Source organism: Rhizobium sp. SSA_523 (assembly GCF_030435705.1).
GTDB lineage: Bacteria > Pseudomonadota > Alphaproteobacteria > Rhizobiales > Rhizobiaceae > Neorhizobium.
Genome location: NZ_CP129381.1, coordinates 962,208 through 975,784, shown reverse-complemented (window position 1 = coordinate 975,784; position 13,577 = coordinate 962,208). Strand labels below are relative to the sequence as shown.

Sequence of the window (13,577 nt, the reverse complement as noted above, 5' to 3'; positions counted from 1 at the left end):
GGTCGGAAAACCGTGAGACAATTTTCCGGAACCTGCTTAGGCCTGCGGGCTGTGCCGTTCTTCTCCGGGCCGATTTCGCCGGCCCGGACATTTCCCTCACCGGAAGGTCCGACCGTTGATCAAACGCTTCATCACGCGCAATGCGCCCGGCTATATCTTTCTGTCCCCGTGGCTTCTGGGATTCTTCCTGCTGGCGCTCGGCCCCATCCTGGCGTCTCTTTACCTGTCCTTCACCCGCTACGACATGGTGAGCGATCCACGCTTCGTCGGCTTCGACAACTATGTCTATATGTTCACGCGCGACCGCCGGTTCTGGAAGGCGCTCGACGTGACATTCACCTATGTGGCACTGGCGGTGCCGGCGCGGTTGATCATGGCACTCTGCGTGGCCATGCTGCTCGACAAGGGGTTGCGCACGATCGGTCTTTACCGGGCGATCTTCTATCTCCCCTCGCTTCTCGGTTCCTCGATCGCGATCGCAATCCTTTGGCGCCAGCTCTTCGCCGCAGATGGCGTCGTCAACCAGGCGCTGGCGGTCTTCGGCATTCAGGGCATGGCCTGGATTACCAATCCCGATACCTCTCTCTACACGCTGGTCGTGCTGGCCATGTGGCAGTTCGGGTCGCCCATGCTGATCTTCCTCGCCGGTCTGCGGGGTATCCCGCGCGATCTCTATGAGGCGGCGGAGATCGACGGAACGCCGAAATGGCGACAGTTCACGCGCATCACGCTGCCGCTTCTCGCGCCGGTGATCTTCTTCAACCTGGTCCTGCAGACGATCGAGGCCTTCAAGACCTTCTCCAGTGCCTTCATCATTTCCAACGGCACCGGCGCACCGGCCGATAGCCTGCTCTTCTTCACCGTCTATCTGTTCAACGAAGCCTTCAAGTTCTTCCGCATGGGCTATGCCTCGGCGCTGGCCTGGGTGCTGCTCATCATCATTGCGGCATTCACTGCGGTCGCCTTTCTGACGTCGAAATACTGGGTGCATTATGAAAACGAGCGCGATTGATCCCGGCCTCCTGGCGGGGGCGGACGGGCAGGACCTCGCGGACAGGAAGGAGAGCGCCGACGAGGCGGCAAAGGCGGCCAAAGCCGCTCATGCTTTCCGTCTGCGGCGCGAACAGCGAGAGCGCAATGCCCGCATTCTGAAGCATATCTTCCTGATCGGCGTGTCAGCGCTGATGCTCTATCCGCTCTTCTGGCTGCTGGCATCCTCGTTCAAGCCGGAAAACGAGATCTTCGGCAGCCTCACCTTGTGGCCGTCGAGCCTGCAGCTCGACAATTACACGAAGGGCTGGACGGCGCTGCCGATGTCCTTCACCACCTTCTACATCAACTCGGCGATCGTCACGGTCCTGTCCGTCATCGGCAACCTGATTTCCTGCTCCTTTGCCGCTTACGCCTTTGCGAGGCTGCAGTTCACCGGACGCAGCTTCTTCTTCGCCCTGATGATGATGACGCTGATGATCCCCTATCACGTCGTCCTCATCCCGCAATATGTCCAGTTTCTGAAGCTTGGCTGGGTGGATACCTATTTGCCGCTGGTGGTGCCGCGCTTCCTCGCCTCCGAAGCCTTTTTCATCTTCCTCATGGTCCAGTTTTTCCGGCAGTTGCCGCGCGAGCTCGACGAGGCGGCGATGATCGACGGCTGTTCGCCCTTCAAGATCTACTGGGCGATCATCCTGCCCCTCTCGCTGCCGGCCATGGGTACGGCGGCCATCTTCTCGCTCATCTGGACCTGGGAGGATTTTCTCGCACCGCTGATCTATCTGAACGACATCAAGAACTACACCGTTCCGCTGGCGCTTCGCCTGTTCCTCGACCAGGAAGGCCAGTCCTCCTACGGGCAGATGTTCGCCATGTCGGTCCTGTCACTGGTGCCTGTCGTCATCTTCTTCTTGCTGTTCCAGAAACTGATCGTGCGTGGCATCGCCACCTCCGGAATGAAATAAGGATTGTCTGCCATGGCTGGCCTGTCTCTTCGCAATGTCGGCAAACGCTACGGCGCGCTGTCCATCATCCAGGACCTGAACCTGGATATTCACGATGGCGAGTTTCTCGTCCTCGTCGGGCCGTCCGGTTGCGGCAAATCCACCCTGTTGCGGATGATTGCCGGCCTGGAGGACATAACCGACGGCACCGTCTCGATCGGCTCGAAGATCGTCAACGATCTCCCTGCCTCCAAGCGGGAGCTGTCGATGGTCTTCCAGTCCTATGCGCTCTACCCGCATATGACCGTGGCAAAGAACCTGGCTTTCGGCCTGCAGAACTTCAAGATGCCGAAGGCGGAAATGGAGCGGCGCGTGGCCGAGGCGGCGCGCATCCTGCAGATCGAAAAGCTGATGGACCGCAAGCCGCGCCAGCTCTCCGGCGGCCAGAAGCAGCGTGTTGCCATCGGCCGCGCCATCGTGCGCGAGCCGCAGCTTTTCCTGTTCGACGAACCATTGTCCAACCTCGATGCGGAATTGCGTGTCCAGATGCGGGCCGAGCTCGCCTCGCTCTATGCAAGGCTCGGCACCACGATGATTTATGTGACGCATGATCAGGTTGAGGCCATGACGATGGCAACCCGCATCGTGGTGCTGCGTGCGGGAAAGATCGAGCAGGTGGGCACGCCGCAGGAACTCTATATGCGTCCGCAGAACCTCTTCGTTGCCGGCTTCATCGGCTCGCCCAAGATCAACATGCTGCAGGCGACGGTCGAAGACGACAACGGCGCGCCGCGCGCGATGATCGCGGGGTTCCCCGCCTTTGCTCTGCCGGATCTTGGGGTTCCTGACAGGCAGATGACACTCTGCGTCCGGCCGGGTGCCGTGCGGATCGGCGACGGTCAGGTACAGACGCAGGGACAGATCAGGCTTGTCGAATATCTCGGCAACGAAACGCTCCTTCATATTGCGCTGTCATCGGGCCAGGTCATCCTGGTCAGCGACAGCGGCAAGATTGCCCGCCGCGCAGGCGACACCGTCAGCCTCGGCTTCGACCTTGTCGATCTGCATTATTTCGGAGCGTCCGGGCAGCGTCTCGAACCCAAACAGCATGAAAGCCAGACCCTGTGAAAATCGCTATTGTAGGCTGCGGCTCCCGGCACAAGATGTTCCGCGATTCCGTCGTTCAGGATTATGCCGATCGTCATGAGATCGTGGCGCTCTGCGATGTCAACGCGCACAGGCTGGCGCAGTCCGCCAGTCTGGTCTCCAAGCCCGGCACCAATGGTGTCGCGACCTATCTCGCCGGCGATTTCGATCGGCTGATCGCCGAGCAGAAGCCGGACACCGTTATCGTCGCAACGCCGGATTTCCTGCACGCCGATTATATCGTTCGCGCCTTCGAGGCCGGCTGCGATGTCATTTGCGAAAAGCCGCTCACCATCGATCTCACGCGCCTGAAGGCGATCCTGGAGGCGCAGGCCAGGACCGGTCGGCAGGTCAAGGTGACATTCAATTACCGCTACTCGCCGGCGCGCACGCAGATCAAGGAGCTGATCGCTTCCGGTGCGATCGGTACCGTCACGGCCGTCGATTTCCGGTGGCATCTGGATCGCGTCCACGGCGCCGACTATTTCCGCCGCTGGCATCGTCAGAAGGAGAATTCCGGCGGTTTGCTGGTGCATAAATCCACCCATCATTTCGATCTCCTGAACTGGTGGCTGGGGTCTGTTCCGACCCATGTCTTCGCGTCCGGTCGACGGGCGTTCTACCGTCCGGAGACGGCCCAAGCGCTGGGCCTTGCCGGGCGGGGTGTGCGCTGTGCCAACTGTCCCGTCGCCGATAAATGCGATTTCGAGCTCGACATGGCCGAGGATGCCGCGCTGCGGGACCTTTATCTCGAAGCCGAGCACGAGGATGGATATTTCCGCGACCTCTGCGTCTTTGACAAGGAGATCGGCATCGAGGATACGATGCAGGCGCATATCCGCTACAAGAAGGGCATGACCGCGAACTACACGCTGACGGCCTACTCACCCTGGGAAGGGCTCGAGATCAAGTTCCAGGGCACGAAAGGCGATATCACGCATCGCCACGTCGAGGTGCATGGTGTCTTCGGCGGCGAGCGGGCGCATGCCGACGAGGACGCGATCACCACCGAACTTCATCTGGCGGGCGAACCGCCGCGCTTGCTCGATGTGCCGAAGGCAAAGGGTCATCATGGCGGGGCCGATCCCGTCATGCTCGGCTATATCTTCGCGCCCGACAGCATGGAGGCCGATCGCTATGACCGCGCCTCCGATCATGTCGCCGGCGCCTGGTCCATCCTCACCGGTATTGCCGCCAATGCCTCCATCGAAACCGGCTCTCTCGTTGACATTGCCACGATGCTGCAGGCGCGGGGCATCCGGCTCTAGGGTCAAAACGCAATCTTGATTTGGAGCGTGGCAGGATGTGGCGCGTGGTATGAGAGAAAAACATTCAGTTCTAGGAGCAAAGCCGCCGGTGGATTCAACAGACATCAAGGCTTCGCGACGCGGAATATAGCGATTGTCGCCATAGCCCTGCGGGACGCGGAGGATTTCGCCTGCCAACCCTTTGAAAAGGCTTTGTGGAGTTTCGCTCAACGGCAGCCTCTTCTCCTATTCGCACACAAAATCGGTTTGACCCTAAAGCAAAGGCAGTTTGGACACGTCACCGTCATGAAGGAGATTTTGACTTTTCCGCCCCGCAATGCCGTAAACCAGCGGCACGACGTCACGATCAGAGCTTGAGAAAGGCTATTCGATGAATTTTCCGCTTCGCCTGGGGGTGATCGGTGTCGATCACGGTCATATCGTCGGCATGGTGCGCGGCATGCTGAATGCGGGGGCGGAACTCGCCGGCTGGGCGGCACAGGCGGCGACGCCGCTGACAATGCTGCGGGAATTCGGCCAGGCCTTTCCGGAGGCGCCGATGCTGGAGGAGGAGGAACTGCTCCAAGACGAGAGCATAACGCTCATCCTGACGGCTGCGGTCAATAGCGAGCGGGCGGCAGTCGCGATCCGGGCGATGCGGCATGGCAAGGACGTGCTCACCGACAAGCCGGGCTGTACCGATCTCAAGCAACTTGCAGACCTGCGGGAAACGGTGGCAGCCACCGGCCGGCGATGGGCGGTCTGCTTCTCGGAGCGGCTGGCGGTCGAAAGTGCGACCCTGGCCGATCAACTGATCGCGCAGGGACGGATCGGCGAGGTGGTGCAGACTGTCGGGCTAGGGCCGCACAGACTCAACGCTGCCAATCGGCCCGCATGGTTCTGGGACAGGGCCAGGACAGGGGGCATCCTGACCGATATCTGCGCCCATCAATTCGATCAGTTTCTGCATTTCACCGGCTCGACAGAGGCACGCATTGTGACGGCGGTCATCGGCAATGTGGCCAATCCCGAACGGCCGGACTTCCAGGATTTCGGCGAGGTCCTGCTGGAGGGGAATGGCGGACGGGGCTATGCCAGGGTCGATTGGCTGACGCCGCAGGGCCTGCCGACCTGGGGTGACGGACGCATGACCATCCTCGGGACGCGAGGCTATATCGAATTGCGAAAATACATCGATATCGGCGGGCAGGGCGGCACCGATCACGTGTTTCTCGTGGATGACACGGGCCTCCAGCGCTTCCAGGCGCAGGGCGCCGGCACGCCCTTCTTCGCCCGCCTGCTGCAGGATGTGGTCGAGCGTACGGATGTCGCGATGTCACAGGCGCACGCCTTTCTCGCGACCGAACTGTCGCTTGCGGCGCAGCAAATGGCTGAGGAGGCAAGAGCGTGAGCGGCCAGCCGATCCGTGTCGCGGTGATCGGGGCCGGAATTGGCCGCTCGCATGTCGTCGGCTACAGCCAGTTGCCGGACAGGTTCGAGGTCGCCGCGGTCTGTGATCTCAATCTTGCACGGGCGCAGGACGCAGCCGCTCTTGTTCCCGGAGCCAAGCCCGTGGGGGACATGCAGGTCGTTCTGGACGATCCAACCATACCGCTTATCGATCTCTGCGTGCCGCCGAAGCTGCACGCGCCGATGACGCTTGCGGCGCTGAAAGCCGGAAAGCATGTCATCTGCGAAAAGCCGCTGGCCGGTTCGGTTGCCGAAGTTGATCATATCATCGCCGCGTCCCGCGCATGCGGACGCCGCGTGTTTCCGGTCTTCCAGTATCGCTACGGAACGAGCTACCGCGCGGTCGATGCCTTGAAGCGGGCGGGCCTGCTCGGTGCCCCCTTCGTCCTCTCGATGGAAACCCATTGGCAGAGAGGGCGTGATTACTATGCGGAGGCCTGGCGCGGCACCTGGTCGGGAGAGCTGGGTGGCGTCATCGTCAGCCATGCCAGCCACCTGCACAATCTTGCGACCCATCTCGTGGGCGATATCGTTCAGGTAGCGGCGTTCCTCGATACCCGGGTGAACCCGATAGAGACGGAGGATTGCGCGGCGATAGCAATGCGGTCGGCCGAGGGCGCCATGATCACCTCCTCGCTCACTCTGGGCGCCGCCGGCAATAGCTCGCGCTTCCGGGCCTGCTTCGAGCATGCGACCATCACCTCCAGCGACGAACCGTATGACGTCTGCTCCGCCGCCTGGACCTTCCGCGCCACCGATCCTGGGCGGCAGGCCGAGATCGATGCGATTGTCGCAGCGACGCCGGCCGTTGCCACACGCTTTCCCGGCTTCTTCTCGGACATATACGATGCGCTGTCGGGCAAGCCGGACCTATACCTGCCGACGCTGCAGGAAGCCCGCCATTCCGCCGAACTGATTACCGCCTGCTACACATCGGCAAGCACAGGCCAGGTGGTCAGCCTGCCTCTGAGTGACAGGGATCCGTCACGGCAGGGTTGGCATGGCGTAAGGTGAGCGCTGCCGCCGCGGCAGCGTCAGCGGAAGACGGCGATAAGCGCGTCGATCACACTCGCCCCGCCGATCGGCGCGATGCACAGCACCAGAAGATTGAAGCAGATGATCCAGACGAGAACCTTTTCGCCGCGTGGCGAAATCCGCCGCTCGGGCGGCGCGGGTTGCCGCGGTTCGGGCCGCGGACCATAGCTTTTCAGGTCGAGAAACATTCCGGCGTCCCTATCAGGCGACAAGACTCATTGAACCACGATCCGCTCCGCGCGGAAAGAGGCGGGGCCGGACATTCATCATCCGCCGGCGCAATTGCGTGGGTGCCACCTTCTCCTGCGGGAACTTTGAGCGGGCCGGCCTGTTCGACAGCACCGGGCATCATGTAACGCTTATGGAGCGCGCTCGACCTTTGCATCTTATCCGCTGCGACGCCGATGAGCAGAGTCAAAGCCGATGTCCGCCTGTCAGATTTACCGATGGAGAAGCGGATGTCACTCAATCTCAAGGGCGCAGTGGTCGTCATTACAGGGGCCTCGAGCGGGATCGGTCAGGCCACCGCCCAGGCCTTTGCACGCCATGGCAGCCGGCTCGTGCTCGCCGCGCGCAATGGCGATGCCCTGAATACGGTGGCAGCACAATGCCGACGGCTGGGCGGTCAGGCGGAGGTGATGGTCACCGACGTCACGGATGCCGCAGCGGTAAAGGCGCTGGCCGAGAAGGCGCAATCACTGGGCCGGATCGATGTCTGGATCAGCAATGTCGGCGTGGGGGCGGTGGGGCGCTTCGAAGAGACGCCGATCGAGGCGCATGAACAGATCATCCGCGCCAACCTCATCGGCCACATCAATGATGCGCATGCCGTCATGCCGATCTTCCTGCGCCAGCAAAAGGGCGTCTTCATCAATATGATCTCGCTCGGCGGCTTTGCCGCCGCACCCTTTGCGACCGCCTACAGCGCCAGCAAATTCGGCCTGCGCGGATTTTCTGAGGCTTTGCGTGCGGAACTTGCGGACAAGCCGAATATTCATGTCTGCGACATCTATCCGGCATTCGTCGATACGCCGGGCCTCAAGCACGGCGCCAATTATGTCGAGCGGGAAATCACCGCGCCACCGCCTCTTCTGGATCCCCGACAGGTGGCGGCCGCCATTGTGCACGTGGCAAGACATCCCAAACCCACCACCACGGTGGGCGTGGTCACCAATGCAACGCGGCTTGCCCATCTCCTGGCGCCCAATCTGGCGGCGCGCTCGCTGGCGCGCCTGATGTCGGCCTATTTCAAACGGGCGGCGCCGGCCGGCGGCAGCGACGGAAACCTGTATGCGCCCTCCCGGGATGCGGCCAGGATAGATGGCGGCCTGCGGTCGCATCAGGCGCTCTCGCCGACATTTGCCCTCGGCCTGACCGCTCTCGGACTGATCGCGGTTGCCGCTGTGGTCGCCCAACGGCAGCACAGCCACCGACAGCTCAGCCACCGACAGCTCAGCCTGCGACAGCTCAATCAGAGACAGTTCAACCAGCGACAGCACGATCACCGGCAGAAACCATTTGCGGGCCCCCTGGACTGGCAGCGCGCGACAGGCTTCTTTAGCTCCAAATGGCGTTAGCTCCACACAAATCGCACCGGGAGGCATGACGGAAAGCCGGCCTCGCGGGCCGGCTTCCAGTTCGATCCTGCTCTTACATGGCGGGCAAAACGGTGAGGTCGCGCAGATTGCCGTCGAGATCACCGATCATGCCGACTTCCGTCGCCGCGCCGCTCTTCAGGTCCACGGTGTAGAGCATCTTGCCCGCGGCGAGATAGGCCATATTCTGCCCGTCGGCCATTCCCTGAATGTCGAAGGCGTAGGTGGCCGGCTTGTCCTTGAGGCCGAGCTTGCCGATCGCTTTCAGCGTACCGTCATTCGGCTTGGTCTGCTGGATCAGGGCGCCGATGGTCGCATCGATATTGTACATGGCCGTCTTTTCCGGCTTGCCGACCGAATTGGTGTAGGCGGCCGAGACGATATTGGGTGTCTCGCCCTTGTGCATGTCGCCGTCTTCAAAGGCGAGCGAGCCGTCCACGGTCACCGCACCTGTGTCCGGATGGACGCGGTGATTGGTGGTTCCGGTCATGAAGCGAAGGCGATCGGCCATAGGGTTGAAATCCACCACGACAGGCGCCTCCGTCATCGTCAGCATCTTGTCCATCTTCGCCATCTCGGTCGCTGCGCCGCTTTCAAGGTCGATCGAGACGATGCGGTGATCCGGCGTGACGCCGATAACGGTCTTGTTGCCGGGACGGAAATCAATGCCGAGAAGCTTGTCGACGCCCGTAACCTCCATCGTCTTTGTCACGGCCGGCTTTTCGGTATCGAACATGACGAGAGTCTTGTCACCCGTGAGGCCGAGGACCGGAGCGGCAAAGGCTGCGACGGACGACAGTCCGAGCGTGCCCGCCAAAGCAGCGGAGGCGATCAGAGCGGTGCGAATGGTCTTCATGTCTTTATCTCCCATACGTTGATCCGTACGGAAACCGGGGCAGGTGCCCATCATGGCTTCCAATAGAGAAGACACGGCAGCGCACGGATTTGGATGCAGAGGTTGAAAATAAATTCTTGCCGTGCATCCATGGGCTGCCTTTGCAGCGTATAGGCAGCGAGGGCATCCGGTCCTCACCGTCGACGGGAGGATGATGCGATGCTGATGACGACGAGGCCCGACGAGCTGGAGGCAGCGCTGTCTGCGTGTGCCGGCGGCGATCGGGCCGCCCTGCGCCTCATTTTCGATCGCGAAGCCGGTCGCCTGCTTGCCGTCGCGCAGCGGATCGTCCGGCGGCGCGAGCTGGCGGAGGATGTGGTCCAGGAGGCTTTCATCCGCATCTGGACACATGCGCATCAATATTCGCCGGATCGCGGCTCGGCGCGCGGCTGGATCTACGCCATCGTGCGCAATCGGGCGCTGAACGCGCTGCGGGACGGCAGCCGCGAAAACACGGTCGAGGAGGTGGAGAAGCTGCAGGAGAAGGACGTCGCCGACGATATCATGGCCGCCTGGCACAGGCTCGACCGCGAGAGCCGGCTGCGCGACTGCCTGGGCTCCCTCGACGATATCAAGCGGCGCGGCATACTCATGGCCTATGTCGGCGGTTACACCCATGGCGAAATCGCCGGGCGTCTGCGCATTCCGCTCGGCACGGCGAAATCCTGGATCCGGCGCGGCCTGACGGCGCTGCGGGAGTGCATGGCATGAGCGTGGAACGGGACGAGCTTGAGGGCCTGGCCGATGAATATGTGCTCGGCCTGCTGGAGCCGGCCGAGGCGGCAAGAATCGAGGCGCAGATGGAACGGGATGACAAGTTGAGCGCTGCCGTCGCCGCCAGCCGGGAGCGGTTCCTGCCGCTGGACACAGCGGTCGAGCCGGCAATTGTGGATGCGGGCCTCTGGGCAAGGATCGAGGCGGCGCTGCCGGCACAGCAGCGTCCTCGTCCGGCATCTCCCGCCAATGACAACCGCTTCAACGGCTGGCGCGCCACCGCGCTCTCCGCTCTGGCCGCGTCCCTTGTGCTGGCCGCCGGTCTCGGTTGGAGCCTGATGCGGGTCACCGAGCCGGTCGTGATTGCCGTCTTGATGAACGAGGCCGGAGAGGCACAGGCCGTGGTCGAGGACTTCGGCAATGAGACGGCAACCGTGCGCCTGCTGCGCGAGTTCGACGTTCCCGAGGACAAGACGATCCAGGTCTGGACCCTGCCGTCGCGCGATATGGGTCCGGTGTCCCTCGGGCTCATCGAAGCCGGCCGCTCGACGCGCCTTCACGGTCCCTCACTGCCGGCCCCGCGCAGCGACCAGCTCTACGAGATCACGCTCGAACAAGAGGGCGGCTCGCCGACCGGCAGGCCGACGGGACCGATCCTGGGCAAGGGACTTGCGTCACTCGCCCGCTGATGCGCCTGCATGGCCGGCTGTGGCAATGGCTGTTTCCATCCGGCGCAGCCCTTCTTCCAGAATGGATCTCGGGCAGCCGAAGTTGAACCGGACATATTGGCCGTAATCGGGCCCGAATTCGTGCCCGGCGCTGAAGGCGACCTTGCCCTTGTCCAGGAAGAAGGCCTGCGGATCGCGGGTGCCGAGCCCGCTGCAATCGAGCCAGGCGAGGAACGTCCCTTCCGGTGCCAGGCAGCGGATTGCGGGCAGGCGGCTCGAGAGGTTCTGCATCAGATAATCGCGATTGGCTTGCAGATAGGCGAGAAGCTCGTTCTTCCAGGACGCGCCATGGCGATAGGCGGCAAGCGTGGCCTCAAGTCCGAGGATATTGACGCTGTCCACCATTCCAAGACGCGATGCGGCGAATTTCTCCCGAATCGCCGGGTTCTGGACGATCGCAAAAGCCGTCTTCAGGCCGGCGATATTGTAGGTCTTGCTGGCCGCCATCAATGTGATGGTGCGGTTCGCAGCCGCCTGCGACAGCGATGCCAGCGGAATGTGCCGGCGCTGGTCGAACAGGAGATCGCAATGGATCTCGTCGGAGATGATCAGTTGGTCCTTCGTCTCGCACAGCTCGGCGATCCGCGAGAGCTCTTCGCGGGTGAAGACCTTGCCCGTCGGGTTATGCGGATTGCAGAATAGCAGCGCCTTTGACAGGGCAAGCTTGGCGGAGAGCTCCGCCTCATCCATCACAAAGCCGGACGGGGAGGCGCGAAGCGGCGCATCCTGCCGGGTCAGTCCCCAATGGCCGGGCGCATTGAGAATCGGACGATACATGGGCGTCTGTACGACGACGGAATCGCCGGGCGCAAGCATCGCCCTCAAGGCCATGTTGAAGCCGGGTTCAACGCCGGGCAGGAAGACGATGTCTTCCCGAGCGATCGTCCATTGGTATTTGTCGGCCAGGTCGGCGACGATCTGATCGCGCAATTCGTCACGGGCCACGCCGTAGCCGAGCACCGGGTGCTCCAGCCGCTGCGTGATCGACCGGACAATCTCCGGAGCCGATGGAAAGTCCATGTCGGCCACCCACATCGGCAGCACGTCCTCGCCATAGCGGCTCCATTTGGAGCTGCCGGTCCCGCGGCGCTCGAGAAGTACGTCGAAATCGGTCATGGCCGTCACAATCCCCGGATCATTCCGCCATCGACGCGGATGCTCGAACCGTTGACATAGCTTGCCTGTTCGCTGACGAGAAAGGCCGCGACGGCGGCGAATTCCTCAGGCCGGCCGTAGCGCCCGACGGGGATCTCGTTGCGCGAGGCATCCTGTACCGCGGCAAGGCTGCTGCCCGCCTTGTCGGCTTTTAACGTATCCAGTTCGCGTACGCGGTCGGTATCGATGCGGCCGGGCAGGATCATGTTGACCGTGATGCCGTGTCTGGCGACTTCGCTTGCAAGTGTCTTCGACCATCCGGCAATCGCGGCGCGCACGCCGTTCGACAAAGCAAGATTGGCGATCGGCTGGACGACGCCCGAGGAGCCGATGGTGAGGATGCGGCCCCATTTGCGCTCGATCATCATCGGCAGCACTGCGTCGGTGATGGAGAAGATGGAGGTCGCCATCATGTGGAATGCTGATTCCCACGCGTCGCGGCCTTGACCTTGTGCCGGACCTGCCTTGGGGCCACCGGTATTGTTGACGAGAATATCGACGCCGCCCTGCTGCCCAAGCGATGCGATCAGCGCCTCGACCGATGCGGCATCGGCAAGATCCACCTGGACAGGCTTCATAGTCGCCGTCTCGGTGATCGAGGAGGTATTGCGCGCAGCCGCATAGACAATCACGCCTTCTGCCGCAAGCGCCTTGGCGATTGCCGCGCCCAGCCCGCGGCTGGCGCCCAGGACGAGAGCAGTCTTTCCGGAAAGTTTCAGATCCATCAGCCAAGAGCCTCCAGCTTGCGGTTTTGCCGTTCGATCAGCCTGTCCACTTCGGCAATGGCTGCGGCATTCAGGGATGCACCGGGACGGCGCTGTGCAGCACTCGCGATCGCGCCGCGCTGTGCAAGAACATGTTTGCGAACCGCCAGGCCGATGCCCGGCTGCTGTTCGTAGCGCACCAGCGGAAGATAGGCATCGAAAATATCCTGCGCCCGATCCATCTCGCCGGCATTGCTGAGGCGCACCACATCCGCCATCATCTCGGGATAGGCGAAGCCGGTCATGGCGCCATCGGCGCCGCGCTGCATTTCCTCGGGCAGGAAGACGCCGGCATTGCCGCAAAGGATCGAGACGCGGCGGCGGCCGTTAGCCTCGGCCTGGCGAAGATCGGAGATCTTCTGAAGCCCCGGCCAGTCCTCATGCTTGAGCATCACGATGCTCGGATGCGCTTCGAAAATCGTGCCGAGCGTTCTGGTGGAGATCTGGACGCCGGTCGATAGCGGGAAATCCTGCAGGACGACGGGCACATCCGGCCCGAGCGTTTCCACGACATTCCTGTAGTAGCCGAAAATCTGGTCATCGGTGCGCAGCGCCGAGGGTGGAGCGACCATGACTCCGGCCGCACCGAGGTCCATGACGGCCTTGGTCAGTTCGCCGATGGCGGCAAGCCCCGGAGCGGAGACGCCGACGACCACCGGCCTGTCGCCGGCACGGGCAAGCGTGCGGCGGGTGACGTCGATGGACTCGGCCTGGGTGAGCTTCGGCGCCTCGCCCATCATGCCGAGTATGGTCAGCCCGTCGGCGCCCTTTTCGGCATAGAAATCGACCATCCGGTCGATGCTGTCATGGTCAAGCGCGCCATTATCGGTAAAGGGCGTCACGGCAATGACAAAAACGCCTTTCGATCCTGCGGTAATGAGAGCCACGATAATC

Annotated in this window: 14 protein-coding genes; 9 read left to right on the top strand and 5 right to left on the bottom strand. The window is 62.5% G+C overall.

Annotated elements, in window-relative coordinates:
* Positions 1-118: 118 nt before the first annotated feature.
* The 6 genes from QTJ18_RS05740 to QTJ18_RS05715 all read left to right on the top strand — a co-directional run bounded on the left by QTJ18_RS05740 (position 119) and on the right by QTJ18_RS05715 (position 6,811).
* Positions 119-1,012 (top strand): carbohydrate ABC transporter permease, encoded by an 894-nt coding sequence (locus tag QTJ18_RS05740; protein WP_252753299.1) that lies wholly within the window; start codon positions 119-121, stop codon positions 1,010-1,012.
* 172 nt (positions 1,013-1,184) lie between these two features.
* Complete coding sequence (locus QTJ18_RS05735) at positions 1,185-1,955, top strand: carbohydrate ABC transporter permease (protein ID WP_252753300.1); 771 nt, start codon at positions 1,185-1,187, stop codon at positions 1,953-1,955.
* Between the two features lie 12 nt (positions 1,956-1,967).
* Complete coding sequence (locus QTJ18_RS05730) at positions 1,968-3,062, top strand: ABC transporter ATP-binding protein (RefSeq protein ID WP_252752980.1); 1,095 nt, start codon at positions 1,968-1,970, stop codon at positions 3,060-3,062.
* Positions 3,059-4,348, top strand: coding sequence for a Gfo/Idh/MocA family protein (locus QTJ18_RS05725; protein ID WP_252752981.1), 1,290 nt, complete (start codon positions 3,059-3,061; stop codon positions 4,346-4,348). The genes QTJ18_RS05730 and QTJ18_RS05725 overlap by 4 nt, the downstream gene beginning before the upstream one ends.
* Before the next feature lie 370 nt (positions 4,349-4,718).
* On the top strand, positions 4,719-5,738 hold the full coding sequence (locus QTJ18_RS05720) for a Gfo/Idh/MocA family protein (RefSeq protein WP_252752982.1): 1,020 nt from the start codon (positions 4,719-4,721) through the stop codon (positions 5,736-5,738).
* Complete coding sequence (locus QTJ18_RS05715) at positions 5,735-6,811, top strand: Gfo/Idh/MocA family protein (protein WP_252752983.1); 1,077 nt, start codon at positions 5,735-5,737, stop codon at positions 6,809-6,811. The genes QTJ18_RS05720 and QTJ18_RS05715 overlap by 4 nt, the downstream gene beginning before the upstream one ends.
* 20 nt (positions 6,812-6,831) lie before the next feature.
* Here the strand turns inward: QTJ18_RS05715 and QTJ18_RS05710 are convergent, their stop codons facing one another.
* Complete coding sequence (locus tag QTJ18_RS05710; RefSeq protein ID WP_252752984.1) at positions 6,832-7,020, bottom strand: hypothetical protein; 189 nt, start codon at positions 7,018-7,020, stop codon at positions 6,832-6,834.
* 270 nt (positions 7,021-7,290) lie between these two features.
* Here QTJ18_RS05710 and QTJ18_RS05705 point away from each other — a divergent pair, with 270 nt between their 5' ends.
* Positions 7,291-8,409, top strand: coding sequence for an SDR family oxidoreductase (locus tag QTJ18_RS05705; protein WP_252752985.1), 1,119 nt, complete (start codon positions 7,291-7,293; stop codon positions 8,407-8,409).
* Positions 8,410-8,482: 73 nt separating this feature from the next.
* Here QTJ18_RS05705 and QTJ18_RS05700 read toward each other — a convergent pair whose 3' ends face one another.
* A complete protein-coding gene (locus QTJ18_RS05700) occupies positions 8,483-9,283 on the bottom strand; it encodes a DUF4394 domain-containing protein (protein ID WP_252752986.1) in 801 nt (266 codons plus the stop codon).
* A gap of 198 nt (positions 9,284-9,481) precedes the next feature.
* On the opposite strand from QTJ18_RS05700, the gene QTJ18_RS05695 reads away from it, so the two are divergent.
* Together QTJ18_RS05695 and QTJ18_RS05690 are read left to right on the top strand one after the other, a co-directional pair.
* Positions 9,482-10,033 (top strand): sigma-70 family RNA polymerase sigma factor, encoded by a 552-nt coding sequence (locus QTJ18_RS05695; RefSeq protein ID WP_489667207.1) that lies wholly within the window; start codon positions 9,482-9,484, stop codon positions 10,031-10,033.
* The gene (locus QTJ18_RS05690; protein ID WP_252752987.1) at positions 10,030-10,725 is read left to right on the top strand and encodes an anti-sigma factor; all 696 of its coding nucleotides are present in this window, start codon (positions 10,030-10,032) and stop codon (positions 10,723-10,725) included. Before QTJ18_RS05695 ends, QTJ18_RS05690 begins: the two co-directional genes overlap by 4 nt.
* Here QTJ18_RS05690 and QTJ18_RS05685 read toward each other — a convergent pair.
* Genes QTJ18_RS05685 through QTJ18_RS05675 form a run of 3 tightly spaced genes read right to left on the bottom strand, consistent with a single transcriptional unit; the run spans position 10,711 to position 13,570 of the window.
* Positions 10,711-11,880 (bottom strand): MalY/PatB family protein, encoded by a 1,170-nt coding sequence (locus QTJ18_RS05685; protein WP_252752988.1) that lies wholly within the window; start codon positions 11,878-11,880, stop codon positions 10,711-10,713. The two genes, QTJ18_RS05690 and QTJ18_RS05685, sit on opposite strands and share 15 nt — an antisense overlap.
* A 5-nt stretch (positions 11,881-11,885) precedes the next feature.
* Positions 11,886-12,644 (bottom strand): SDR family oxidoreductase, encoded by a 759-nt coding sequence (locus QTJ18_RS05680; protein ID WP_252752989.1) that lies wholly within the window; start codon positions 12,642-12,644, stop codon positions 11,886-11,888.
* Positions 12,644-13,570, bottom strand: a complete 927-nt coding sequence (locus QTJ18_RS05675; protein WP_252752990.1) for a dihydrodipicolinate synthase family protein — start codon at positions 13,568-13,570, stop codon at positions 12,644-12,646. The genes QTJ18_RS05680 and QTJ18_RS05675 overlap by 1 nt, the downstream gene beginning before the upstream one ends.
* Positions 13,571-13,577: the final 7 nt, after the last annotated feature.

Bases quoted from the DNA above. Each gene is read 5' to 3' on its own strand.
- QTJ18_RS05735 (WP_252753300.1), top strand. From the start codon at position 1,185: ATGCTCTATCCGCTCTTCTGGCTGCTGGCATCCTCGTTCAAGCCGGAA.
- QTJ18_RS05730 (WP_252752980.1), top strand. From the start codon at position 1,968: ATGGCTGGCCTGTCTCTTCGCAATGTCGGCAAACGCTACGGCGCGCTG.
- QTJ18_RS05720 (WP_252752982.1), top strand. From the start codon at position 4,719: ATGAATTTTCCGCTTCGCCTGGGGGTGATCGGTGTCGATCACGGTCAT.
- QTJ18_RS05710 (WP_252752984.1), bottom strand. From the start codon at position 7,020: ATGTTTCTCGACCTGAAAAGCTATGGTCCGCGGCCCGAACCGCGGCAA.
- QTJ18_RS05705 (WP_252752985.1), top strand. From the start codon at position 7,291: ATGTCACTCAATCTCAAGGGCGCAGTGGTCGTCATTACAGGGGCCTCG.
- QTJ18_RS05700 (WP_252752986.1), bottom strand. From the start codon at position 9,283: ATGAAGACCATTCGCACCGCTCTGATCGCCTCCGCTGCTTTGGCGGGC.
- QTJ18_RS05695 (WP_489667207.1), top strand. From the start codon at position 9,482: ATGCTGATGACGACGAGGCCCGACGAGCTGGAGGCAGCGCTGTCTGCG.
- QTJ18_RS05690 (WP_252752987.1), top strand. From the start codon at position 10,030: ATGAGCGTGGAACGGGACGAGCTTGAGGGCCTGGCCGATGAATATGTG.
- QTJ18_RS05685 (WP_252752988.1), bottom strand. From the start codon at position 11,880: ATGACCGATTTCGACGTACTTCTCGAGCGCCGCGGGACCGGCAGCTCC.
- QTJ18_RS05680 (WP_252752989.1), bottom strand. From the start codon at position 12,644: ATGGATCTGAAACTTTCCGGAAAGACTGCTCTCGTCCTGGGCGCCAGC.